We start from the raw sequence: 25,037 nt of genomic DNA, 5'->3' as shown, positions 1-25,037 counted from the left end.
CCAGATGCGGTAAAGTCATTACCTATCTGTTTTGAAGATGGGTTGAGCCATGAACATGCAATGGAATCTGGAACAGCTGCGCTTGTTTGTCAGCGTAGCGGAACAGCGTTCGTTTTCCGCGGTGGCGCGGGATCAGCGCAAGGCGCAGTCGGCGGTCAGCAGTTCGATTGCGCTGCTGGAAGAGGACCTGGGCGTGAGCCTGTTCGATCGCAGCAGCGGTCGTCAGCCGAAACTCACCGAAGCCGGCACGGCCTTGCTTGAAGAGGCGCGGGAAGTGCTGCGCCAATGCGAGCGCCTCAACGGCCGGGCACTGGCGATGATGCGCGGCCAGGAAGCGAGCCTGCGGGTGGCTCAGGACGAGGCGATGCCCTATCAAGCGGTGGTGGAAAGCTTCGAGGCTCTGGCAGAAAAGTTTCCCAGCCTCGAAGTGCAGTTGACCAGCGCCGCTCAGGGTGATGTCGCGCGCAAATTGGTGGAGCGTCGGGCCGATCTGGGCTTGTTGTTCTATCACGAACAGATTCCCGAAGCCCTTGAGCGGAGGGTGCTGGGCAGCGTCGAAATGGTCACGGTGTGCGGCGTGGGGCATCCCTTGGCGAAGCAGACGCAGGTCGATTGTCAGCAATTGGCACAGCATCGACAGTTGCTGATGTCCACGCAGTCCAGCGTCTATCCCGGCAGTGAGCCGGCCAGCCCGCAGGTCTGGCGCGCCGACAGTTTCTATGTGATGGCCGAATGGGTGATGCGCGGCCTCGGCTGGGCCTGGTTGCCGCGCCATGTGGTGCAGTACCCGGCGTATCAGAATCTGATGGTCGAACTGGCCAGCGAATGGACGCCGCCGGCATTAATTGTCGAACTGGTCTGGCGCCGCGACGAGCCCCTCGGCCCGGCAGCTCGTTGGCTGGCGGAACGTTTTGCCGTGCACTTGCAGGCGATCGGCTAAAAAACCGATAAACTCCGCCGCCATGAATAGAACTCTCTACACCGTGCTGTTTTACCTGGGGCTGCCATTGGTGGCGATTCGGCTTTGGCTGCGGGCGCGCAAGGCGCCGGCGTACGCCAGGCGCATTGGCGAGCGCTTCTCCCTTGCGCTACCGGTGATGAAACCGGACGGCCTCTGGGTGCATGCGGTGTCGGTGGGCGAAAGCATCGCCGCGGCGCCGATGATTCGTGCCTTGTTGCAACGTTATCCGACGCTGCCGATCACCGTCACCTGCATGACCCCGACCGGCTCCGAGCGCATCCAGGCGCTGTTCGCCGACGAGCCGCGCATTCAGCACTGCTATTTGCCTTACGACTTGCCCTGCGCAGCAAAGCGATTCCTTGATCGGGCCCGGCCGAAACTGGCGGTCATCATGGAAACCGAGCTCTGGCCCAACCATATCCATCAATGCGCCAAGCGCGGAATTCCCGTGGCGTTGGCCAATGCGCGACTGTCCGAACGCTCAGCCAAGGGCTATGGCCGCTTCCCTGAACTGACCCGTCCGATGCTCGCCGAGATGAGCTTGTTCGCGGTGCAGACTGAAGCCGAGGCGCAGCGTTTTCGCGATTTGGGGGCGCGCCCGGAAACTGTCGAAGTGACCGGTTCGATCAAGTTCGACCTGACCATCGACCCGCAACTGTTGCAGCGTGCCGCCGAGTTGCGTGGGCAATGGCAGGCGCAGGAGCGTCCGGTGTGGATCGCCGCGAGTACCCATGAAGGTGAAGACGAAGTGGTGCTGGCTGCCCATCGTCGGCTGCTGGCAAGTCATCCCGACGCCTTGCTGATTCTGGTGCCGCGTCATCCGGAGCGCTTCAACCCGGTGTTCGAGTTGTGCCGGCAGCAGGGGTTCGCCACGGTACGGCGTTCGACAGGCGAGCCGGTCACCGCCGGCACGTCGGTGCTGCTGGGCGATACCATGGGCGAGTTGCTGTTTCTCTACGCCTTGGCCGACAGCGCGTTCGTCGGTGGCAGCCTGGTGCCGAACGGCGGGCATAACCTGCTGGAGCCGGCAGCCCTGGCCAAACCGGTGCTCAGCGGGCCGCACCTGTTCAACTTCCTCGAGATCGCCGCACAGTTGCGCAGCGCCGGGGCGTTGGCCGAGGTCGATGATGCCGAAAGTCTGGCGCTGGCAGTGCAGCGGCTGTTCGAACTGCCGCGCGATGCGCAGCGGATGGCCGAGGCGGGGCTGAAGGTGATGCGCACCAATCAGGGCGCGTTGCAGCGGTTGATGGATGGCTTGGGGCGGTTGATCGAGCGTTAGACCGAGTTGCCTGAAACAAAAAGATCGCAGCCTTCGGCAGCTACTACATTGGGATTGATGTACACCCTGTAGGAGCTGCCGAAGGCTGCGATCTTTTGCTTTTGCGATCTTTTGCTTTTTAAGGCTTCGCTTTCAATTGCTCCGCCGCAGCCTTGGCCAGATCCGGTGGCAGGAAGTCCTTGTCCGGGTTGTAGTCGGCTTTGAGATAACGCGTCAGGTCTTGCAAATCCCCCGGGTTCAAGGTGCCGGCGGCTTGCTTCAAACGCAGGTTGTCGAGGATGTAGTCGTAGCGGGTGTTGTTGTAGTTGCGCACCGAGGTGTACAGCTGACGCTGGGCGTCGAGCACGTCGACGATGTTGCGCGTCCCCACCTGATAACCGATTTCGGTCGCTTCCACCGCGCTCTGGTTGGAGATGATCGACTGCCGGCGTGCCTGCACCTGCTCGACGTCGGTGTTGACGGCGCGGTGCAGGTTGCGGGTATTTTCCACGACTTGGCGACGCAGGGCTTCGCGTTGTTGTTCCGTTTGATCCAGCCGTGAATAAGACTCACGCACCTGGGAGCTGGTGAGCCCGCCGCTGTAGAGCGGAATGCTCAATTGCAGGCCGACGGTGCGTTGTTCCACATCGCCGCCGTAACGCACGCCGGTCGCGCTCGGGTTGGTAAAGCCGAGGGCGTCGTTGTCACCTTTCTTGTATTGCGCGACTGCATCCAGGGTGGGCGCATGTCCGGCCTTGCGCTGCTTGAGGGTTTCTTCGGCGGCGCTCACCGCGTAGTTGCTGGCCAGCAGATTGAGGTTCTGCTTGGCGGCGGTGTCGACCCAGGCCTTGGCGTCGTTCGGCGCTGGCGGCAGGATCGGCAAGGTATGGACAATGCCCTGGATCGAGTTGTACTGACGGTTGGTCAGGGTGATCAGCGCTTCGAACGCGTCATCCACCTGACGCTGAGCGAGAATCCGGTTGGCCCGTGCCGTGTCGTAACTGGCCTGGGATTGCAGCACATCGGTCTTGTCCGACAGGCCGACGTCGAAGCGCTCGTTGGACTGGTCGAGCTGGCGTTTGAAGGCTGCTTCTTCGGCCTTGGTCGAGGCCAGGGTGTCCTGGCTGCGCAGCACGTTGAAATAGCTTTCGGCGCTTTGCAGGATCAGGTTCTGTTCGGTGGCCGAGAGTTGCAAGGCGGCCTGTTCGTTGACGTCCTTGGCGGCCTGGAACTGGAACCAGCGGTCGGCGCGGAAAATCGGTTGCGACAGGGTCGCCTGATACGCCGTGCCGCTGCGGGTCGAGGTCACCGATGGCTGATCGAGCGCGGTACGGGTGTTGTTTATGTCGGCACCGGCCGACAGGTTGGGCAGCAGCCCGGCGCGGGCCTGGGGCACAACTTCCTTCTGGGCGCCGTATTGGGCGCGGGCGGCGGCGATATCGGCGTTGTTGTCCACCGCTTCCTGATAGACGCTGACCAGGTCGGTTTTGGTCGATAAGGGCGCTTCTGCTGCCCAAGCCATTCCATTGGACGCACAAGACACGGCAAGGGCCAGTGAGAGTTTGCGCAGCATGAGGCCATCCCTAAAAATTACGCTGATAATTTGAGCTGCAAGGCTACGGTGGGGCGCCCTGCAGCGTCAAGGCGCCGCATGGCGTAGCGAGTGTAGTTGCACGCAGGCACGGCAACAATCCGGTAATTGCGCCACTCATCATGGTGTTTGCTGCGGTGTTGGCGTTCTTTGCCGGTTATGTCTAGACTGGCCGGGTTCTTGTCGGGGTGCCTTGCTATGAGGCTGAGATCGAATAATTTCGGATCCCGTTGAACCTGATCAGGTTAGCGCCTGCGTAGGGAACAAGATTTCTCGTCACCCGGCGAGTCCTCTTGTGCTTCGTCCGGGATGTTGTTCGACAGTCGAACACCCCTCGAGTATTGAGCACAGCACAGCTGGTTTCCAGCATCCGTGCGTCCATTCGTTTACAGGTTCGCTCCGACAAAAATCCACTGCCTGGATGCTGTCTGGAGAGCCCGTGATGACTACAAAATCAAAAATCGCAACCAACCTGAGTGATTCGGCCAAGGTCGATCAGCAATCGGTTCAGCCGTTTACCCGCTCGCAAAAAATCTATGTCCAGGGCACGCGCCCCGACATCCTCGTGCCGATGCGCGAAATCAGCCTGGACGTGACCCCGACCGACTTCGGTGGCGAAATCAACGCGCCGGTGGTGGTGTATGACACCTCGGGCCCGTACACCGACCCCAACGTCATCATCGACGTGCGCAAAGGCCTGGCCGATGTGCGTTCGCCGTGGATCGAATCCCGTGGCGACACCGAGCGTCTGCCTGGCCTGAGCTCCAACTTCGGCCAGGAACGCCTCGCCGATCCGGAGCTGACCAAGCTGCGTTTCGCCCACGTGAACAACCCGCGCCGCGCCAAGCCGGGGGCCAACGTCAGCCAGATGCACTACGCCCGTAAAGGCATCATCACCGCCGAGATGGAATACGTCGCCATCCGCGAAAACATGAAGCTCGAAGTGGCCCGTGCCGCAGGCTTGCTGGACCAGCAACACGCCGGCTACAGCTTCGGCGCCAGCGTGCCGAAAATCATCACCCCCGAATTTGTCCGTGAAGAGATCGCCCGTGGTCGCGCGATCATTCCGGCCAACATCAACCACACCGAACTGGAACCGATGATCATCGGCCGTAACTTCCTGGTGAAGATCAACGGCAACATCGGCAACAGTGCCTTGGGTTCGTCCATCGAAGAAGAAGTGGCGAAACTGACCTGGGGCATTCGCTGGGGTTCGGACACCGTCATGGACTTGTCCACTGGCAAGCACATTCACGAAACCCGCGAATGGATCATCCGTAACTCGCCGGTGCCGATCGGTACCGTGCCGATCTACCAGGCCCTGGAAAAAGTCGGCGGCGCCGCCGAAGACCTGACCTGGGAGCTGTTCCGCGACACGCTGATCGAGCAGGCCGAGCAGGGCGTCGACTACTTCACCATCCACGCCGGCGTATTGCTGCGCTACGTACCGCTGACCGCCAAGCGCGTCACCGGCATCGTCTCCCGTGGCGGTTCGATCATGGCCAAGTGGTGCCTGGCGCACCACAAGGAAAACTTCCTCTACACCCATTTCGAAGACATCTGCGAAATCATGAAGGCCTACGACGTCAGCTTCTCGCTGGGCGATGGCCTGCGTCCGGGCTCGATTGCCGACGCCAACGACGCTGCGCAATTCGGTGAGCTGGAAACCCTCGGTGAGCTGACCAAAATCGCCTGGAAGCACGACGTGCAGTGCATGATCGAAGGCCCGGGCCACGTGCCGATGCAGTTGATCAAAGAGAACATGGACAAGCAGCTCGAGTGCTGCGACGAGGCGCCGTTCTACACCCTCGGCCCGCTGACCACCGACATCGCCCCAGGCTACGACCACATCACCTCCGGTATCGGTGCGGCGATGATTGGCTGGTTCGGTTGCGCCATGCTGTGCTACGTGACGCCGAAGGAACACTTGGGCCTGCCGAACAAGGATGACGTGAAGACCGGGATCATCACCTACAAGATCGCCGCTCACGCTGCTGACTTGGCCAAAGGGCATCCGGGGGCGCAGATTCGTGACAACGCCTTGAGCAAGGCGCGTTTCGAATTCCGTTGGGAAGACCAGTTCAACCTGGGCCTCGATCCGGATACCGCGCGCTCGTACCACGACGAAACCCTGCCGAAGGATTCGGCCAAGGTCGCGCACTTCTGCTCCATGTGCGGGCCGAAATTCTGCTCGATGAAGATCACTCAGGAAGTCCGTGAATACGCGGCCAACCAGCGGATCGAAACTGTCGATGCGGAAGTTGCGCAAGGTCTGGCGGAACAGGCTGAGCGGTTCAAGCAGGAAGGCAGTCAGTTGTACAAGAAGGTTTGATTTGATCCGAAAGGTCGGGGCCTGAGAGGGCCCCATCGCGGGCAAGCCCGCTCCCACATGGCTTGTGTCGTACACACATCCCCTGTGGGAGCGGGCTTGCCCGCGATAGCGATCAAAAAAACAATAAATGTTCCTCTGAGATAACACCCTTGAGCATCCAACCCAGCACTTACTCCCCGGATATCGCGGTGCCGACCGACAAACGCGTCTTCGGCGGCCGCGATCTGTTTTCCCTGTGGTTCTCCCTCGGCATTGGCCTGATGGTGTTGCAGACCGGCGCGCTGCTCGCCCCGGGTCTGGGCCTGTCCGGCTCGTTGCTGGCGATTTTTCTCGGCACGCTGGTCGGCGTGCTGTTGCTGGCCGCTGTCGGCGTGATTGGTAGCGACACCGGCCTGTCGTCGATGGCGGCACTCAAACTCAGCCTCGGTAAAAAAGGCGCCAGCCTTCCAGCGGTGTTGAACCTGTTGCAACTGATCGGTTGGGGGGCATTCGAAATCATCGTGATGCGCGACGCTGCCAGCCTGCTCGGCGCCCGTGCATTCAGCGAAGGCAGCCTGCTGTCGAATCCGCTGTTGTGGACGCTGTTCTTCGGTGCACTGGCCACCTTGCTCGCCGTCAGCGGCCCGCTGACTTTCGTGCGCAAGATCCTGCGCAAGTGGGGTATCTGGCTGCTGCTGGCTGCGTGCATCTGGCTGACCTGGAACCTGTTCGCCAAGGCCGATCTGGCCGTATTGTGGGCGCAGGCCGGTGACGGTTCGATGCCGTTTGCCGTGGGCTTCGACATCGCGATCGCGATGCCGCTGTCCTGGTTGCCGCTGATTGCCGACTACTCGCGTTTCGGCAAGCGTGCGAAGAATGTCTTCGGCGGCACGGCACTGGGCTTCTTTATCGGTAACTTCTGGCTGATGAGTCTGGGCGTGGCGTACACCCTGGCGTTCGCGCCGAGCGGTGAAGTGAATGCCTTGCTGCTGGCGCTGGCCGGTGCCGGTCTGGGAATTCCGCTGCTGCTGATTCTGTTGGATGAATCAGAAAATGCCTTTGCCGATATTCATTCGGCGGCGGTGTCCAGCGGGATTCTGCTGCGCTTGAAGGTTGAACACCTGGCTTTGGCCATCGGCGTGATCTGCACACTGATCGCGTGCCTGGCACCATTGGCCCAGTACCAGAACTTCCTGCTGTTGATCGGCTCGGTGTTTGCGCCGCTGTTCGGCGTGGTGCTGGTGGATCACTTCATCCTGCGCAAACGCAGTAGCCAAGTGGCCTCGGCTGCCTTGCGCTGGCCGGCGTTGCTCGCCTGGTTGGGCGGGGTGAGCACTTATCACTTGCTGGCCAATCTCTATCCGGACATCGGCGCAACCCTGCCGTCGTTGATTCTGGCAGGGCTGCTGCAACTGGTGCTCGGTCGAGCCTTCAGCTACGGCCGGGAAACAGCTCAGGCTTGAGAATGCCGTTCAGGCGTGGGTAGGGGATCTTCAGTTCGACGTGGCCCAGCGCGTAAGGCGCGAGGGTGCTCACTTCGTACTTGAGGATCACCCCGCCGTACGTCAACGCCACGTTCTGGGTTTTCACGAAGGGCCAGCTCTTGACGAACTCCGGCTCCTGATCGAGTTTGGTGCTGATCAGCCAGCTGTTGTGCGCCACTTGGGCTGCTTTCCAGAACGCTTCTTCCTGGCCCGGGATCACCATGTCCGACAGCGTCAGCACTTTATGCTGTTGGCGTGAGTAGTTGATGAAGCCGCGGCCCGGCGTGCCATGGGCACCGCCGTCATCCAGGTAGCTGGACAATTCAATGATCACCAAGCCGTCATGCTGCTCACGTACCTTGGCTTGCAGATAGCTGCTGTAGCGAGGGCCGGCACTGTTCAAAAACTGCTCGCGATACGCTGCCAGCGTCGGCGCTACAGGGGCGTCGGGCGAGGTGCGGGTCATTTGCAGCAGGCGTTTTTCGATGATGCCGTCAAGCGCAGGCTCAGCCGGGAAACGCAGCGTATCGATGTTCACCAGCGGGCATTCAGGGTTGGCGCAACCCGGTTTCAGCTGTTCGGAAGCGTCGCGGGTGGTTTCCAGCGGCGCCCGGTAATTGGGCTGGAAAAGACTCTGGCACGCACCCAGGGTCAGGGCGATGGCGGCCACGGAGGCGATCTTGAAAAGCGACATGGGCGTCCTTTATGAAACAGGGGAAGGCGAAAAGTTACCCGCTTCGACTATCAACGAAGCAGTCAGTTCGCCACTAAGCTAATTAGAGTTGGTTTCGTCCTCACCGTCTATCCCGCTGACTGTAAAGGGGCTGCATCAAACATCGCGGGCGCGTTAGGATGGCGCGAAGTCGGGGTTGCAAGTAACAAAAAGGAGCCTCGGATCGGATTTGCAGTAAAGAGGATTGTCATGACTGATTTTGCCAACGCCATTCCGACCACCGTTGATATCGTTCGGCGCGAAAAGTGCTACGAGGGCTTCTACAAGCTCGACCGCGTGCACTTGCGCCACGAATTGTTCGCCGGTGGCATGAGTCGCCAGATCAACCGTGAAGTGTTCGTGCGCCACGATGCGGTGTGCGTGCTGCCTTACGATCCACAGCGCGACGAAGTGGTGCTGATCGAGCAGTTTCGCGTCGGCGCCATGGGCAAGACCGATAATCCATGGCTGATCGAACTGGTCGCCGGTCTGATCGACAAGGATGAAATACCGGAAGAAGTTGCTCACCGCGAAGCGCAGGAGGAAGCTGGGCTTGTATTCGGGGCACTCTGGCCGATGACCAAGTATTTTCCATCGCCGGGTGGCAGTAACGAATTTGTGCATTTGTACCTGGGGCGTTGCGACAGTGCCGGGGTTGGCGGCCTGCATGGGCTGGAGGAAGAGGCAGAAGATATTCGCGTCACGGTCTGGGCCTTCGAAGATGCCCTGCAAGCCATGCGCGATGGACGTATTGCCAACGCGGCAAGCATCATTGCCTTGCAATGGCTGGCTTTGAACCGCGTGGAAGTGAGGGGGTTATGGTCGTAAACAAACTGCGCGATCGCTATCGGGTTGACCTCGTGGGGCTGCAAGCCTCCTGCGAGGCCAACTACGCGCGCCTGATGCGACTGTTGCCGGACATGCGCAACGATCCGGCGGCCCGGCGCATTGCCGTGACCCAGGGCGACCAGATGCTTGGCGTACTGGCCCTGGAAGTGCTGCAAGCCTGTCCGTACACCACCACCTTGCAAGTGCGTCAGGAACACAGCTTGCCGTGGTTGCCAGTGCCGCAACTGGAAGTGCAGGTGTACCACGACGCACGGATGGCCGAAGTCATCAGCGCCGAACATGCACGACGCTTTCGCGGCATCTATCCTTACCCGAACGCCGCGATGCATCAGCCGGATGAAAAGGCTCAGCTCAATCTGTTCCTGGGGGAATGGCTGAGTCATTGTCTGGCTTGCGGGCACGAATACGCTGTTGTGCGCTAAGAGCCCTGTGTAGTTGTGAACTGCGTCCGGTTCACAGGTTTCCTCTTTTGATTGTCCCCCAGCATAATTGCGGCATTCATCAATCCCGTGATCACGCCCTGGGAGAACGCCTTGCCGAGCGTATCCACATTGACCACCGCCGATCCGGCGTTGCTGGTGCAACTCTCCGACAGTCATCTGTTTGCCGAGGCGGACGGGACGTTGCTAGGCATGAATACCCGCGACAGCCTGCAACAAGTGATTGAGCTGGTATTGAAGCAGCAGCCGCGAATCGATCTGATGATTGCCAGTGGCGATCTGTCCCAGGACGGCACGCTGGAGTCGTACCAATTGTTTCGTGGCTTGACGCGGCAGATCGATGCACCGGGACGCTGGATTCCCGGCAATCATGACGAGCCACGGATCATGGCCGAGGCGGCCGTGCAGAGTGCGCTGCTGGAGCCGGTGGTGGACATCGGCAACTGGCGGGTTACGTTGCTCGACTCTGCCGTGCCGGGGTCGGTGCCGGGGTATTTGCAGGATGAGCAATTGCAGTTGCTGGCCCGCTCGTTGAGCGAGGCGCCGCAGCGGCATCATTTGGTGTGCTTCCATCATCATCCTGTATCGATCGGCTGTGCGTGGATGGAGCCCATCGGGCTACGCAATCCAGAGGCGTTGTTCGCAGTGCTGGATCGCTTTCCTCAAGTTCGCGCAGTGCTTTGGGGGCATGTGCATCAGGAAATTGATCAACTGCGCAATGGCGTTCGCCTGATGGCATCGCCCTCGACCTGCATTCAGTTCGAGCCGGGCAGTGACGATTTCAAGGTGAGTGAACAGGCACCGGGGTATCGGTGGTTGCGGCTGTTGCCGGATGGCCAGCTCGAGACAGGCGTTGAGCGCGTCACCGGTTTCGATTTCCAGATTGATTACGGCTCCAACGGCTACTGAACACTCAGAAAGACCGCAGCGCGGCCATCGCGAGCAGGCTCGCTCCCACATTGGAATGCATACCCCTGTGGGAGCGAGCCTGCTCGCGATGAGGTCCGCCAAGACAACCTGATTGCCATGCATATCCCCGATTTCCCCGACACCCTGTAAACTGCGCCTCTTTACCCGACGCACAGGGCGCTCAAATGTCTGGTTCGATCCTTTATATCCACGGTTTCAACAGCGCGCCGGCGTCGAAAAAGGCCTGCCAGTTGATTAATGTGATGGAACGGCTGGGTTTGAGCGATCAGTTGCGTGTGCCGGCCCTGCATCACCATCCCCGCGAGGCCATTGCTCAGCTGGAGCAGGCGATTGTGGAGCTGGGGCGGCCACTGCTGGTCGGCAGCTCACTCGGCGGCTACTATGCGACTCACCTGGCCGAGCGCCATGGCTTGAAAGCCCTGTTGATCAACCCTGCCGTCAGTCCGCACCGGATGTTCGACGGGTTTCTGGGAACGCAGAAAAACCTGTATACCAATGAGACCTGGGAATTGACCCACGACCATGTGACGGCCCTGGCCGAGCTGGAAGTGCCGGCGCCCCGGGATCCGCAGCGGTTTCAAGTGTGGTTGCAGACCGGCGACGAAACGCTGGACTATCGCCTCGCCCAGCAATATTACCGGGCCTGTGCCTTGCGCATTCAGGCCGGCGGCGACCATGGTTTCCAGGGTTTTGCCGCGCAACTGCCGACAATATTGAGTTTTGCCGACATCGGCGCAGATTTGTATCAGGCGATCGACTTCACAACACTGTGACGCTTTGCCCCTATTTCAACGAACACTGACGACGAGACCCCATGGCCACTCCCAGCGCTAGCTCTTATAACGCAGACGCCATCGAAGTCCTCTCGGGCCTCGACCCGGTGCGCAAACGCCCCGGCATGTACACCGACACCAGTCGGCCGAACCACCTCGCCCAGGAAGTCATCGACAACAGCGTCGACGAAGCCTTGGCCGGGCATGCGACGTCGGTGCAGGTCATCCTGCACGCCGATCACTCCCTGGAAGTCAGCGATGACGGCCGTGGCATGCCGGTGGACATTCACCCGGAAGAGGGCGTGTCGGGTGTCGAGCTGATCCTCACCAAGCTTCATGCGGGCGGCAAGTTTTCCAACAAGAACTACCAGTTCTCCGGCGGCTTGCACGGGGTGGGTATTTCCGTGGTCAACGCCTTGTCGACCGAAGTCCGGGTGCGCGTAAAGCGCGACGGCAACGAATACCAGATGACTTTCGCCGATGGCTACAAGAAAACCGAGCTGGAAGTGATTGGCACCGTCGGCAAGCGCAACACCGGCACCAGCGTGTTCTTCGCGCCGGACCCGAAGTACTTCGATTCACCGAAATTCTCCATCAGCCGCCTCAAGCATGTGCTCAAGGCCAAGGCCGTTTTGTGCCCTGGGCTGCTGGTCAGTTTTGAAGACAAGGCCACCGGCGAGAAAGTCGAATGGCATTACGAAGACGGCCTGCGCTCCTACCTGGTAGACGCGGTCAGCGAATTCGAACGCCTGCCGGACGAGCCGTTCTGCGGCAGCCTGGCCGGTAACAAAGAAGCGGTCGATTGGGCGCTGCTGTGGTTGCCCGAGGGTGGCGACAGCGTTCAGGAAAGCTACGTCAACCTGATCCCGACAGCCCAGGGCGGTACTCACGTCAACGGTCTGCGTCAGGGCTTGCTCGATGCCATGCGCGAGTTCTGCGAATTCCGCAGCCTGCTGCCGCGCGGCGTGAAGCTGGCGCCGGAAGATGTCTGGGAGCGTATCGCGTTCGTTCTGTCGATGAAGATGCAGGAGCCGCAATTCTCCGGTCAGACCAAAGAGCGTCTGTCATCCCGTGAAGCGGCCGCCTTCGTTTCCGGTGTGGTCAAGGACGCCTTCAGCCTGTGGCTCAACGCTCACCCGGAAACCGGCATGTTGCTGGCGGAGCTGGCGATCAACAACGCCGGCCGTCGTCTTAAGGCCAGCAAGAAAGTCGAGCGCAAGCGCATTACCCAAGGGCCGGCGCTGCCGGGCAAACTCGCCGACTGCGCCGGGCAGGACCCGATGCGTTCCGAGCTGTTCCTGGTGGAAGGTGATTCCGCCGGCGGTTCGGCCAAGCAGGCGCGGGACAAAGAGTTTCAAGCGATCCTGCCGTTGCGCGGCAAGATTCTGAACACCTGGGAAGTCGACGGCAGCGAAGTGCTGGCCAGCCAGGAAGTGCACAACATTGCCGTGGCGATTGGCGTCGACCCGGGCGCGGCGGACATGAGCCAGCTGCGTTACGGCAAGATCTGCATCCTCGCCGACGCCGACTCCGACGGTCTGCACATCGCAACCTTGCTCTGTGCCTTGTTCGTCCAGCATTTCCGCCCGCTGGTGGATGCCGGTCACGTCTACGTCGCCATGCCGCCGCTGTACCGAATCGACCTGGGCAAAGAGATTTACTACGCCCTCGACGAGGCTGAGCGCGACGGTATTCTCGATCGCCTGGTGGCCGAGAAGAAACGCGGCAAGCCGCAGGTCACCCGATTCAAAGGCCTGGGTGAAATGAACCCGCCGCAGCTGCGCGAAACCACCATGGACCCGAACACACGGCGTCTGGTGCAACTGACGCTGGAAGATTTCGCCGCAACCTCGGAAATGATGGACATGCTGCTGGCGAAAAAACGCGCCGGCGATCGCAAGACCTGGCTGGAATCCAAAGGCAACCTGGCCGAGGTTCTGGGCTGATGCGGTTTGGCTGGGCCCTGGCGTGTGCGTTGCTGCTGACTTCGGTGACGGTTTGCGCGGAGCCTGCACCCGAGCTGCGCCTGTTGTCCGAGCATGCCGTCGACGGCATGCGCGGCGGCAATCTGTCGGGGCTGGCCCAGTGTGGCAAGGAGCTGTGGACCGTTTCGGATCGCGACGATGATCAAATCTATCGCCTCGACACCCGCAACAACACCTGGCTAGCCGAAACCGTGCACATCGACGTACCTCTGGTGCCTGACAGCGGTTTGCCCTGGGGCTTGCGTTCGCGGACCTGGGTGGCGTCGTTCGTGCGGGGCGGGGATCTGGATTTCGAAGGCATCACTTGCGACAGCGCCGGCAATCGGTACGTCGTCAGCGAAGCCCACGCCGCGGTGCTGCAAGTCCCGCCAATCGGGCCGGCGTCCTGGCTGAAAATCTCGCCGATGCTGGTTCGCGAAGCGCGGGCCAGCGGCATGCTGTTGCACTTCAATGCGTTGCTCGAAGGCCTGGCGATCAATTCGGCCGGTGACACGCTGTGGCTGGCCGCCGAACGTGAGCGCCGCGGTTTGCTGCTGATCAAGCGCCAGCAAACGGTCTGGGACTGTAACGGTGGCTGTGCGCTGCTGAGTGAGGCCGGGGTGGAAATGCAGCCAGCGCAATTTCCCAAGGCCAAAGCGGTCTCCCGGGATTTTGCCGATCTGTCACTGTTCGACGGCAAGCTGTTTACCCTCGAACGCAACGCCTTTCAGGTCTGCCGCCGTGATGCGGTGACCGCCAAGGTCGAGCGTTGCTGGTCGTTTGCCGCCGAGGCCTTGCAGGAAAACCGTCGTTATTCACAGGCCTATGGGCTGGCGGAAGCGCTGGTGGTGGATGCCGACGGTGCCTGGATCGGCATTGATAACAACGACGGCGCACGTAACGACGGCGAAAAACGCCCGATTGTCTGGCGCTTTGCCGCGCCTGAAGGTGGCTGGAGTGCCAAGCCATGAGTCAGCAACCGCCGGGCAAACGCGCCGGCCGGGTGTTGATGATACTGGCATGGTGCGCCGCGCTGTTTCTGGCGACGCGGTTCTTTGGTCAGTGGGAGGAACGTCAGCAGAATCCCAACACCGTCGTCAGCTCTGAGCAGGGCGAAGGTTTTATCGAAGTGAAGCTGATCAGCAACAGCCATGGGCATTTTGTCGCCACTGGCCAGATCAACGGCAAGACCGTGGATTTCATGCTCGATACCGGTGCGACCGATGTGTCGATCCCGGCCGAAGTGGCCGAACGGCTGAAACTGGAAAAAGGCTTCGGGGTGACCCTGAGCACGGCCAATGGCTTGAGCGAGGGTTATCGAACCCGTCTCGATCGGCTGCAACTGGGGGACATCGTGCTGCGTGACGTTCGCGCGCTGGTGGCGCCCGGTTTGCACGGCAATCAGGTGCTGCTCGGCATGAGCGCACTGAACAAACTTGAATTTACCCAGCGCGGTGGCACCATGCTGCTGCGCCAGACAACGAACCGATGAGGCCCGCATGAGCGACTCCCTTGATCTCAGCCTGGACGGTGTAGAACGCCGGTCACTGGCTGACTTCACCGAAAATGCCTACCTCAACTACTCCATGTACGTGATCATGGACCGTGCCCTGCCGCATATCGGCGACGGCCTGAAACCGGTACAGCGGCGCATCATCTATGCGATGAGCGAGTTGGGGCTGGACGCTGATTCCAAGCACAAGAAGTCGGCGCGTACCGTCGGTGACGTGCTCGGTAAGTTCCACCCTCACGGCGACTCGGCGTGCTATGAAGCCATGGTGCTGATGGCCCAGCCGTTCAGCTACCGCTATACGCTGGTCGACGGTCAGGGTAACTGGGGTGCGCCGGACGATCCGAAGTCCTTCGCCGCCATGCGTTACACCGAAGCGCGGCTGTCGCGTTATTCCGAAGTGCTGCTCAGCGAACTGGGCCAGGGCACCGCGGACTGGGGCCCGAACTTCGACGGCACGCTGGAAGAACCTTTGGTGTTGCCGGCCCGTTTGCCGAACATCCTGCTCAACGGCACCACCGGTATTGCCGTGGGCATGGCCACCGACGTACCGCCGCATAACCTGCGCGAAGTCGCGACCGCCTGCGTGCGCTTGCTGGATGAGCCGAAAGCCACGGTCGAGCAGCTCTGCGAACACATCCAGGGCCCGGATTACCCGACCGAAGCGGAAATCATTACGCCGCGCGCCGATCTGCTGAAAATCTACGAAACCGGCAAGGGCTCGGTGCGCATGCGCGCCGTGTACCACATTGAAGACGGCGACATCATCGTCACCGCGCTGCCGCACCAGGTGTCCGGAGCCAAGGTGCTGGAACAGATCGCGGGCATGATGCAGGCCAAGCCTTCCAAGGCTCCGCAGATCGCTGACCTGCGCGACGAGTCCGACCACGAAAACCCATGCCGCATCGTGATCATTCCCGCTGTGCGCAAAAACTTCGATCACGACGCGCTGATGCAGCACCTGTTCGCCAGCACCGAGCTGGAGTCGAGCTACCGGGTCAACATCAACATCATCGGCCTGGACGGCAAGCCGCAGCTGAAAAACCTGCGGGCCTTGCTGGTCGAGTGGCTGGAGTTCCGGGTGCAGACCGTGCGTCGCCGCCTGCAATTTCGCCTGGACAAGGTTGAGCGTCGCCTGCACCTGTTGGACGGTTTGTTGATCGCTTACCTCAATCTGGATGAAGTAATTCACATCATCCGCACCGAGGAGCACCCGAAAGCCGCACTGATCGAGCGTTTCGCCCTGAGCGAAATCCAGGCCGACTACATCCTCGATACCCGTTTGCGCCAGTTGGCGCGACTGGAAGAGATGAAACTGCGTGCCGAGCAGGATGAACTGCTCAAGGAACAAGCCAAGCTGCAAGCGCTGCTGAGCAGCGAAGCCAAGCTGAAAAAACTGGTACGCACCGAGCTGATCAAGGACGCCGAAACCTACGGCGACGACCGTCGTTCGCCGATTGTCGAGCGCGCCGAGGCCAAGGCCCTGACCGAGCACGATCTGCTGCCGAACGAGAAAGTGACGGTCGTGCTGTCGGAAAAAGGCTGGGTTCGTTCGGCCAAGGGGCACGAAATCGACGCCACCGGGCTTTCCTACAAGGCTGGGGACGGCTTCAAGGCCTTGGCGGCCGGTCGCTCCAACCAGTTTGCAGTGTTTATCGATTCCACCGGCCGCAGTTATTCGGTCGCGGCCCACACCTTGCCCTCGGCCCGTGGCCAGGGCGAGCCGCTGACCGGCCGCCTGACACCGCCGCCAGGGGCGAGTTTCGAATGCGTGCTGATGCCTGAAGACGATTCGCTGTATGTGATCGCCTCTGACGCCGGTTACGGTTTCGTGGTCAAGGGTGAAGACCTGCAAGCCAAGAACAAGGCGGGCAAGGCCCTGTTGAGCCTGCCAAACAACGCCAAAGTGATTCTGCCGCGTCCGGTGGTCGATCGTGAGCACAACTGGCTGGCCTCGGTGACCACCGAGGGTCGCCTGCTGATCTTCAAAATCAGCGATCTGCCACAATTAGGTAAAGGTAAAGGCAATAAGATCATCGGGATTTCCGGTGAACGTGTTGCCAGTCGCGAAGAATATGTCACGGACATCGCCGTTTTGCCGGAAGGTGCCACCTTGGTACTGCAGGCCGGAAAACGTACCTTGTCGCTGAAAGCGGACGACCTCGAACACTACAAAGGTGAGCGTGGGCGTCGCGGCAACAAACTGCCACGTGGCTTTCAGAGGGTGGATGCGCTGTTCGTCGAAAACCTCAATTAAGCGTCCTAGAGCGCTCGATCTACGATTTAACGCGTAGATCGACGCTTTGGCGCTGGAGTCGGAACGCATATTCACGGATGATATGGCCTTTCAAGCGCCGGCGTGGCCGAGCGTTCTTCATATTTTTTGAGTATTTTCACTGTGGTGAGCCTTGTGGCAGCCACCTGGATGGGACGATGACTGCTCTGCGCCTTCCTTTTATTTTGATGCTCGCTGGCGTTCTTGGCCTGGCGGGTTGCAGCGTGCACCAGCCAGTGTCGCTGTATCAGCTGGACAGCGGAAGTCCGGCACAGCCTGCGCAAAGCGCCGGCATGGCGGTATTGCTGGGCCCGGTAACGGTTGCTGATTATCTGCAACGCGAAACCTTGTTGCAGCGTCAGCCGGATGGCAGCCTGCAAGCGTCGGCCGATGGCCGGTGGGCGGGCAGCCTGTCGTCGGATATCGATCAGTTGTTGCTGCGTCAGGTCGCCGGTCATCTGGACAGCCAGCGCGTTGTTCTGGCACCCGCGACAGTGGGCTTTACTCCGGATGTTCAGGTTCTGCTGACCATCACGCGTCTGGACTCGGGTGAGTCGCAACCGGCAATTCTTGATGCGCAATGGCGCCTGATCGACCGTCGTGGTCAGGTGCGTGATAACCGCATCATTCATCTGCAGGAACAGCACGCTGGCGGGACTGCGGCTCAGGTTCAGGCTCAAGGCGTATTGCTGCAGCGTCTGGCCGAGCAACTGTCGACAGCGCTCAAGCCACTGGCCAACCAGCCACCCATCGCCGAAGCACCCCGCAAACCGGCTGCCAAGCCTGTAACACCGACGGCAGAGCCGGAAAAACAACCGAAAATCCCGATGGCTTCACCGATTCGCACGGATATGGAAGTGTTCAGGTTCTAAGCCTGGATGGATTAGAAACAAGGCCCGCGTAAATGCGGGCCTTGTTGTTTCTGCAGGTTGGGGATCTGCGGTGCCGCTGCCGGCCCCATCGCGGGCATGCCCGCTCCCACGCTGACCCCTGCGAATACAGAACCTGTGTAAGACAGAAATCCCCTGTGGGAGCGGGCTTGCCCGCGATGGGGCCGGAACAGGCAACAAAAAGCCCAGATCAAAAGATCGCAGCCTTCGGCAGCTCCTACAGGGACCGTGTAGACCGCGTTTGCAGGTGTATGCGAACTTTGTAGGAGCTGCCGAAGGCTGCGATCTTTTCAGACGGTCACCAAAAAGCCCGCAGACAATCACTTGCCTGCGGGCTTCTTTATAACGGGAACTGTGGTGTTACGCCCGGCGTTCGTGCATCCGCGCCAGTTGTCGTTCCAGCATCGACGGATAAGGTTCCATCAAGCGCTCTACGCAGCACGCACCCTCTGGGCTTGCGATTGGGCGGATCCGCGCGCGCTGACGAATCAGCGCATCGTCGCTGATCTTGCGCTCCACCAGCAGCAGGTTGCGGCTGTGTTGCGACAGGGCCAGTGCATCCTGAGCGGTTTCAGTCAGCAGCAGGTCGATCTGGCTCAGACCGAACAACTCGTCGCCGAGGGTCAGGCCCAGCTGCAATTGCAGGGTGATGCCGCTGTCGGCGACTTCGATCTGCAACTGATGGCCCAGGGCTCGCAGCAACTCACCGCAGCAGATGGCGTTGGTCAGGTAGTCATCGCCGCTGTCTTCGGTGTGGAACAGCATCAGCGTGCTGCCATCGTTCAGGGTGTGCAGTTCGCTCTGGTAAAGCGACGCGGCCTGATCGAGGCAATCGCGGTAGCGTTTGAGCAGTTCTTCCAGGCGTGCGCGGGGCAGGCGACGCAACTGATCCTGTGCGCCCAGTTGCACCGCCAGTACCGCGCTGTGCTGAGGCACGTTCGATACCTGCGGCTTTGCGACGGGGTTTGGCGCGCTGTCTGCCGAGTCGTCACGCAGATCGGCAAACGGATCCTCGTCGTCTTCGACCGTGCTGACAATACGCCGTGGCGCAGGCTTAAGGCCGGCGACAGGCTTGGTTTCATCGAAACTCGGATCGCGCAGGTTACGGACTTCGAAGGTCGGCTCGCTAGCGTCGGCGTCTTCGTAATCGCTGTCGTCGTACTCCGGTTCCGGCGCGGGCTCAGGCTCGGCCGGCTCCGGCGCGAAATTGGCGTGCAGCTGACGAGCCAAATCGCCGATTTCATCCTGGCGCCCGGTGGCCGGGGTGTATTCGTCGATATTGCGCAGCCACACTCGCAATTGCAGCAGTGGCGTAGAAATATGCCGGCCCAGACGCAGACTCAAGGCCAGGGACAGCGCCAGCAGTATCGCACTCAGAATGCCCATGCTTTGCAGGCTGATGGTCATCGGCTGCTGGAACTGATCCATGTCCAGGCTGATGCGCAGTTGCCCGGCGGTCACGTCCTGGAAGGTGATCTTGCTCTGGTACATGCCCTCGGCTTCGCCCAGCAGGCTATGCTTGGGACGCTGACCGGCTTCGGCGAGGATGCGGTTATCCACGCTGTAGATGGCGGCATGGGCCACCAGTTTGTTCTTGGTCAGGTTGTTGAGCAGCACGTTCAGGCTGAGGATGTCGTTGGACACCAACAGCTCCGTGGCCGACGTAGCGGTCTGGGTGGTCAGGCTTTCGCCCAGGGCATCCGCCTGCTCATGCATGGCCTGCTTGAACTGCAAACCCATCACGCAGGCATAGATCACCAGGGCCAGAGCGACCAGGATCACGTTATGGCTGGCAATGCGCAATGCAATCGGTACACGGCGATGACGCAGTGCCCGGAAGATCAGCAGAAAGAAGTTATCGGTTTTTACTGGCGTGGGCCGGTTCACTTGAGCTCGGCTCTTTGTCCGTGAAGTTGACGCGCAGTATAGCGACAGGCCTTGGACCGTCAAAGCGCTCGCGGTGCCCGATGGTCACTGAAAATGGGTAGAATGCGGTTTTTTTCCACCTGCGGGGGTGCGCCTTGCGCGAAATCGTCCTGATAAACATCACGGGAGTCGACCGTCCGGGTCTGACTGCGGCCATTACCGGCGTTCTGGCCCAGGGTGGTGTGAACATTCTCGACATCGGTCAGGCGGTGATCCACGACACCCTGTCGTTCGGCATCCTGGTTGAAATTCCCGATACCGAACAAGGTAACTCGGTGCTCAAGGACATCCTGTTCAAAGGCTATGAGCTTGAGCAACAGGTGCGTTTCACGCCGGTGTCCGAAGCGGACTACCAGCTGTGGGTCGGCAATCAGGGCAAGAAACGCCACATCGTCACCCTGCTGACCCGCAAAGTGACCGCCGAGCAATTGCAGCGTGTGAGTTCGATCACCGCCAAATATGGTTTGAATATCGACCATATCGATCGCCTGTCCGGGCGCATGCCGCTCGATACCCCGGCCGACAAGGGCAAGGGCTGCATCGAGTTTTCCGTGCGCGGCGAGGCGGCTGATCCGCAAGCACTGCGGGCCGAGTTCCTCAGCGTTGCTCAAGAGCTGAACGTCGACATCGCCTTCCAGGAAGACTCGCTGTTCCGCCGTAACCGTCGTCTGGCGGTGTTCGACATGGACTCGACGCTGATCGAAGCCGAAGTCATCGACGAACTGGCCAAGGCCGCCGGCGTGGGCGATCAGGTTTCCGCGATCACCGAACGGGCGATGGCCGGCGAACTGGACTTCCGCGCAAGCTTCAAGGAGCGCCTGGCCCTGTTGCAAGGGCTGGACGTCAGCGTGCTGGACTCCATCGGCGCTTCCCTGCGCCTGACCGAAGGCGCCGAAACCCTGTTCGCCGAACTCAAGCGTCTGGGCTACAAGACGGCGATTTTGTCGGGCGGTTTCACCTACTTCGCCAAGCAATTGCAGGCCAAGCTGGGTATCGACTATGTATTCGCCAACGAACTGGAAGTGGTCGACGGGAAGGTGACTGGCGTGGCGGTCGAACCGATTGTCGATGCGCAACGCAAGGCGGATCTGCTGCGTGAGCTGGCGCATAAGGAAGGTTTGCGTCTGGAGCAGACGATTGCCGTGGGTGACGGCGCCAACGATCTGCCGATGCTGGCGATTGCCGGGCTGGGCGTGGCGTTTCGCGCCAAGCCGCTGGTCAAGCAATCGGCGAAGCAGGCGATTTCCACCCTTGGGCTGGATGGGGTGCTGTATCTGCTGGGCTTCCGGGATCGCGACGGGCAGCTCTAAATCTTCGACAGTCTGGGCGGGCCCCATCGCGAGCAGGCTCGCTCCCACACTGGATCTGCGTCAAACAGAGATCAAATGTGGGAGCGAGCCTGCTCGCGATGGGGGCGCCGCGGTCTCTCGGATTCGCCCTCAAAGCGACTTCCACAACGAATCAAATTCTTCCGCTGCCCCGACCACGCCGCTCCCCGCGGCGTTTTCGTTTTTGGCCGCCTCAAGCGAACGGTAGGCAAACTGATTAAAACTGTTGGTGCTCGCCAGTCGTCGCTCCAGCCCGGCCCGGTGTTCCTGGCCGTTGGTATTGATCAGCACCTTATTGCCTTCCTGGAATGGCAGACGCGGAGTCAGCAGGGTGGCCGGCAGTTCAATGGCGCTGATGGCGGGTAGCAACAGCCCGCGCAAGTACTGGCTATGCTCGTCACCGGAGCGCATCAGTTGCAAGCCGCAGGGTTCGGCGCAAGGCGCCACCTGCTCGATACCCATCTGTGTACCGCCGCCCCGCACCTGGCGGATCCAGCGCACCACTGCAATGCTCCAGCCTTGCCCCGCGGTGTCCTCGATACCGACTATCTCGCCGGCCTGTAGCTCGGCGGGCACTGCGCCAGGCCAAGCCAGGCAATAACCACCGGGACTGTGATTGATCACCGCCAGCACATAGGTCGGGAAATGCTGTTGGCGGTCGGCTGCCTCATGGCTGTCATCGTTCTGAAGGTGCGGGTATTCGATCTCTTCGTAGGGCAGCAGTGTGTCGGCGGTGCCTTGGGGGGCGGCGTCGAAGGCCTGGCTCCATTGGTCTTTGGCGCGACCTGTCGGGGCGGTAGCCGAGAATTGCGCGGGGCGGGCGCCGGGTTTTTTCAGGATGTCATTGAACGATCGGTGCCCGCCGAGATAAAAGTGCAACGCACTCATGCCCACGCACAGGGTCAACGTGCCGTGGCCGACGGTGCGCTGGAAACTGCGCTCGGCGGCCTGGCTCCAGGCGGCATGCAGGTGTTGCAGCGTATCCAGATTCAGCCCCGCCGGAACGGGCAGCGGCGATGCCTTGTCGGCCGACTGTTGCAGATGGGTTTCGATGGCTGCGACGAGGGGCTGCGGGTCGATCCCCAGCAAGCTTTCCTGTTGTTCGGCCAGGAACTTGGAGCGATAACGCGGACCGGTGTCGAGATCCGGGGCGACGGCAAACAGCCCGCTGTCCGGTTGGGCCGGTTGCAGTTTGATCCATTGGCTCCAGGGTTCCAGCACCTCGGCGAGCCGGGTGATCTGGTTCTGGCGCAGTTGATTGCAGCGTGCAGCACCCAGCAGAAGGGCGACGACGTAGGTTTGCTCGATGCTGAGCTTTTGCGTCTGGCTGGCCAGTTCATCACGCACGCTCGTATTTTGCAGTTGGTACTGACAGCCGATCCGGTACAGCTGATGCAGTTCCAGCCACAGACCTTCGGGCACCGGACAATAGAGCTCTGTGGCGCGGATCAACGCGCCGTTCAGGCAATGGATGGCCCGTTGCAACGCCTGGGTCAGCAGCGACGCACGGTCTTTGCTCAAGCGCGGTGCGATGCGGATGACGATCTGCTTGTAGCCGATCGCCAAGTGGCTTTGCAGCGCCTGGCAAAGGTTGGCGATCTTGCGCGAACGCTCGTCGAGCACAATCGTCTGATGCAGAAAATGCCGCTCCAGGTGCTTGCAGACGTAATACACCTCGGGCCGCAGCAGTTCGAGCAATTGCAGGCGATTGTCACTGGGTGTGAGCAGTTGATTGAGTTCGCTCAAGCCTTGGTACAACTGGCGGGCGGTTTCGCCGATGTTGGCTTTGGGCAGGTTGGCGATCCAGCGCTTGAGGTCGCGAGGCGTGGCTTCGCAGAAAGACAGGCGCGACTGCGTCGGGATCGGTGCGCGTAGCAGCAGGGCAGGATTGGTGTCATTCATGCCGTAGACAAACTCCGACCAGGAAATGGGCAACGAATGACTTTGACTGTAGCAGCTAAGAGCGCTGGAGGAGGGGGCGCAGCAGGAGGAAATGCCCGACCCCACGAAAGATGTTCGTGGGATCGGATCGAGGGGTCAGGCGGTTGGCAAGCCGATGCCCTGGCCCATCTGCACGGGCGAAAGAGCGCCCAGCCCTTCAGCCCATTTCACTTGATCCGGCCCGAACAGCACGACCGCCGTGGAGCCGAGCTTGAAGCGACCCAGTTCCGCACCTTTCTCCAGATGGATTGGCGCACGGGCCGCTTCGTCGTAACGGAAGGTTTTCAGCTCGCGTTTTGGCGGCGTGACCAGCCCGGCCCAGACGGTTTCGATCGACGCCACAATCATCGCGCCCACCAGCACCACGGCCATCGGCCCACGTTCGGTGTCGAAAATGCACGCCACACGCTCGTTGCGAGCGAACAGTTCCGGTACGTTCTCAGCGGTGGTCTGGTTGACCGAGAAGATGCGGCCTGGAATGTAGACCATCTCGCGCAGGGTGCCGGCCAGCGGCATATGCACGCGGTGGTAATCCTTGGGCGACAGGTAAATGGTGGCGAAATCACCGCCCATGAATGGCGCAGCGTTGGCCGCGTCACCCCCCAGCAGTTCCAGCACGCTGAAACTGTGGCCCTTGGCCTGGAAGACACGACCGTGTTCGATCGGGCCGAGCTGGCTGACGGCGCCGTCGGCGGGGCTGAGGATCGCGCCCGGGGTTGGGTCCAGCGGGCGAGCGCCATCTTTCAAGGCGCGGGTGAAGAACGCATTGAAGTGCTCGTAAGCCGTCAGGTCCTCGACCAGCGCCTGGGACATGTCCACCTGATAACGCTTGGCGAACCAGGCGGTAAAGGCGTTCTTGAACCAGCGCACGCGGCATTCGGCAATGCAGCCGGCCAGTCGCGAGAGCAAGTGGTGGGGCAGCAGGTATTGGCTGAGGATAAACAAACGCTTATTCATTAACTGTCCTTAAAAACCTTAAATCTCTACGGGCGTGTCGGGATGGTTGCCCCATTCGCCCCAGGAACCGGCGTAGCCTTTGACTCGCGGATAACCGAGCGCCTTGGCCACCAGATAAGTGAAGCCAGAGCGATGGTGAGTCTGGCAGTGGGTAATGACTTCTTTGTCTTTGGTGATACCGAGCTGTTCCAGGATTTTCGGCATGTCGGTGCGGATGCGCAGGTTGCGCGCCTGATCCATGCCGGCGGTCCATTCGAAATTGACCGCGCCGGGAATGTGCCCGCCTTTGGCTGCCAGTACTTTTTCGCCGGAGTATTCCAGTGGTCCGCGCGCGTCCCAGATCGCCAGATCGGCGGCACCGAGACGACTTTGCAGGTATTCGCGGGTGGCGGTGGGTTCGTCGTGCAGGGTCAGGGTGACCGGGCCGCCGACCACAGGCGGGATCTGGATCGACATGGGCAAGCCTTCTGCCAGCCAGGCCGGCAGACCGCCGTCGATATAGTGATAGTTGCTGTGGCCGATGACATCCAGCAGCCAGATAAAGCGCCCGGCCCAACCGCCGCCTTCGTCGTCATAGACGACGTAGACCGCATCGGGGTTGTGCCCCAGTTCGCCGAACAATGCTTCAAGAGCGGCTTGGGTCGGTAGCAGGCCTGGCGCAGGCGCCTGGCCAAGTTGAGTGCGCTTTGGATCGACAAAGCGTGCGCCGGGGATATGCCCTGCGGCATAGCGTGCGCTGCTGGTCAGGTCCACCAGAATCAGTTCGCGGGCGTCGAGACGCGGGAGCAGGTCGCCCGGTTCGATCACCAGCGCCAAGCCAGAGAAGTCAGACATGTGAGGTCTCCAGAGCACAAAGGGGAGGATTGTAGCGCAGCGTCATGAGGGCCTGTTATCAGTTATTTCGGCACAGGAAACAACGGATGGCCAGGCTCTGTGG

The 25,037-nt window shown here is 60.9% G+C and carries 20 protein-coding genes and 1 riboswitch; of the genes, 14 read left to right on the top strand and 6 right to left on the bottom strand.

All coding sequences use genetic code 11. The annotated features are described in order from the left end of the window. Positions 1-49 precede the first annotated feature (49 nt). Both QMK51_RS25880 and waaA read left to right on the top strand, forming a co-directional pair. Entirely contained in the window at positions 50-940 is an 891-nt protein-coding gene (locus QMK51_RS25880; RefSeq protein ID WP_258697852.1) for a LysR family transcriptional regulator, read from the top strand. Positions 941-962: 22 nt separating this feature from the next. Further along, entirely contained in the window at positions 963-2,240 is a 1,278-nt protein-coding gene (gene waaA, locus QMK51_RS25875; RefSeq protein ID WP_320392441.1) for a lipid IV(A) 3-deoxy-D-manno-octulosonic acid transferase, read from the top strand. A 118-nt stretch (positions 2,241-2,358) separates the two neighbouring features. Here the strand turns inward: waaA and QMK51_RS25870 are convergent, their stop codons facing one another. Next, on the bottom strand, positions 2,359-3,792 hold the full coding sequence (locus tag QMK51_RS25870; RefSeq protein WP_320392440.1) for a TolC family outer membrane protein: 1,434 nt from the start codon (positions 3,790-3,792) through the stop codon (positions 2,359-2,361). Between the two features lie 192 nt (positions 3,793-3,984). Continuing rightward, positions 3,985-4,090, top strand: a riboswitch (TPP riboswitch). Positions 4,091-4,252: 162 nt separating this feature from the next. On the opposite strand from QMK51_RS25870, the gene thiC reads away from it, so the two are divergent. Then, on the top strand, positions 4,253-6,142 hold the full coding sequence (gene thiC / locus QMK51_RS25865) for a phosphomethylpyrimidine synthase ThiC (protein WP_258697850.1): 1,890 nt from the start codon (positions 4,253-4,255) through the stop codon (positions 6,140-6,142). Between the two features lie 149 nt (positions 6,143-6,291). Beyond that, complete coding sequence (cytX, locus tag QMK51_RS25860; protein WP_258697849.1) at positions 6,292-7,584, top strand: putative hydroxymethylpyrimidine transporter CytX; 1,293 nt, start codon at positions 6,292-6,294, stop codon at positions 7,582-7,584. Here the strand turns inward: cytX and QMK51_RS25855 are convergent. Then, entirely contained in the window at positions 7,553-8,299 is a 747-nt protein-coding gene (locus QMK51_RS25855) for an RsiV family protein (protein WP_320392439.1), read from the bottom strand. The two genes, cytX and QMK51_RS25855, sit on opposite strands and share 32 nt — an antisense overlap. A gap of 228 nt (positions 8,300-8,527) precedes the next feature. Here QMK51_RS25855 and QMK51_RS25850 point away from each other — a divergent pair, with 228 nt between their 5' ends. The 9 genes from QMK51_RS25850 to QMK51_RS25810 all read left to right on the top strand — a co-directional run bounded on the left by QMK51_RS25850 (position 8,528) and on the right by QMK51_RS25810 (position 17,930). Continuing rightward, complete coding sequence (locus QMK51_RS25850; RefSeq protein ID WP_258697847.1) at positions 8,528-9,145, top strand: NUDIX domain-containing protein; 618 nt, start codon at positions 8,528-8,530, stop codon at positions 9,143-9,145. Next, a complete protein-coding gene (locus tag QMK51_RS25845; protein WP_007939629.1) occupies positions 9,136-9,588 on the top strand; it encodes a DUF1249 domain-containing protein in 453 nt (150 codons plus the stop codon). The genes QMK51_RS25850 and QMK51_RS25845 overlap by 10 nt, the downstream gene beginning before the upstream one ends. Before the next feature lie 111 nt (positions 9,589-9,699). Continuing rightward, positions 9,700-10,515, top strand: coding sequence for a 3',5'-cyclic-AMP phosphodiesterase (gene cpdA / locus QMK51_RS25840; RefSeq protein ID WP_320394564.1), 816 nt, complete (start codon positions 9,700-9,702; stop codon positions 10,513-10,515). 185 nt (positions 10,516-10,700) lie between these two features. Next, positions 10,701-11,309 carry a YqiA/YcfP family alpha/beta fold hydrolase gene (locus QMK51_RS25835; protein WP_320392438.1) on the top strand — a complete coding sequence of 203 codons (609 nt, stop codon included), beginning with the start codon at positions 10,701-10,703 and terminating at the stop codon, positions 11,307-11,309. A 41-nt stretch (positions 11,310-11,350) separates the two neighbouring features. Continuing rightward, positions 11,351-13,255: a DNA topoisomerase IV subunit B gene (parE, locus tag QMK51_RS25830; protein ID WP_258697844.1), complete on the top strand. Its 1,905-nt coding sequence runs from the start codon at positions 11,351-11,353 to the stop codon at positions 13,253-13,255. After that, positions 13,255-14,244, top strand: coding sequence for an esterase-like activity of phytase family protein (locus QMK51_RS25825; RefSeq protein ID WP_320392437.1), 990 nt, complete (start codon positions 13,255-13,257; stop codon positions 14,242-14,244). Before parE ends, QMK51_RS25825 begins: the two co-directional genes overlap by 1 nt. Beyond that, positions 14,241-14,765, top strand: a complete 525-nt coding sequence (locus QMK51_RS25820; RefSeq protein ID WP_320392436.1) for a TIGR02281 family clan AA aspartic protease — start codon at positions 14,241-14,243, stop codon at positions 14,763-14,765. The genes QMK51_RS25825 and QMK51_RS25820 overlap by 4 nt, the downstream gene beginning before the upstream one ends. A gap of 7 nt (positions 14,766-14,772) precedes the next feature. Further along, positions 14,773-17,040: a DNA topoisomerase IV subunit A gene (gene parC / locus QMK51_RS25815; protein WP_258697841.1), complete on the top strand. Its 2,268-nt coding sequence runs from the start codon at positions 14,773-14,775 to the stop codon at positions 17,038-17,040. 176 nt (positions 17,041-17,216) lie between these two features. Further along, entirely contained in the window at positions 17,217-17,930 is a 714-nt protein-coding gene (locus tag QMK51_RS25810) for a membrane integrity-associated transporter subunit PqiC (protein WP_320392435.1), read from the top strand. Positions 17,931-18,308: 378 nt separating this feature from the next. Here QMK51_RS25810 and QMK51_RS25805 read toward each other — a convergent pair whose 3' ends face one another. Further along, the gene (locus tag QMK51_RS25805; protein WP_320392434.1) at positions 18,309-19,835 is read right to left on the bottom strand and encodes an AhpA/YtjB family protein; all 1,527 of its coding nucleotides are present in this window, start codon (positions 19,833-19,835) and stop codon (positions 18,309-18,311) included. 134 nt (positions 19,836-19,969) lie between these two features. Between QMK51_RS25805 and serB the strand changes: the two genes are divergently transcribed. After that, positions 19,970-21,184 (top strand): phosphoserine phosphatase SerB, encoded by a 1,215-nt coding sequence (gene serB, locus QMK51_RS25800; RefSeq protein ID WP_258697838.1) that lies wholly within the window; start codon positions 19,970-19,972, stop codon positions 21,182-21,184. A 129-nt stretch (positions 21,185-21,313) separates the two neighbouring features. Here serB and QMK51_RS25795 read toward each other — a convergent pair whose 3' ends face one another. From QMK51_RS25795 to QMK51_RS25785, 3 genes are all read right to left on the bottom strand, one after another. After that, on the bottom strand, positions 21,314-23,104 hold the full coding sequence (locus tag QMK51_RS25795) for a molecular chaperone (RefSeq protein ID WP_320392433.1): 1,791 nt from the start codon (positions 23,102-23,104) through the stop codon (positions 21,314-21,316). A gap of 135 nt (positions 23,105-23,239) precedes the next feature. After that, a complete protein-coding gene (gene asd, locus QMK51_RS25790; protein WP_253417043.1) occupies positions 23,240-24,100 on the bottom strand; it encodes an archaetidylserine decarboxylase in 861 nt (286 codons plus the stop codon). Between the two features lie 18 nt (positions 24,101-24,118). Further along, entirely contained in the window at positions 24,119-24,934 is an 816-nt protein-coding gene (locus tag QMK51_RS25785; protein ID WP_258697836.1) for a rhodanese-like domain-containing protein, read from the bottom strand. Positions 24,935-25,037 lie beyond the last annotated feature (103 nt).

Origin of the sequence: Pseudomonas sp. P9_31 (genome assembly GCF_034008235.1) — a bacterium.
GTDB lineage: Bacteria > Pseudomonadota > Gammaproteobacteria > Pseudomonadales > Pseudomonadaceae > Aquipseudomonas.
The sequence above is the reverse complement of the archived record's forward strand: the minus strand, read 5'-3'. Positions and strand labels throughout refer to the sequence as shown.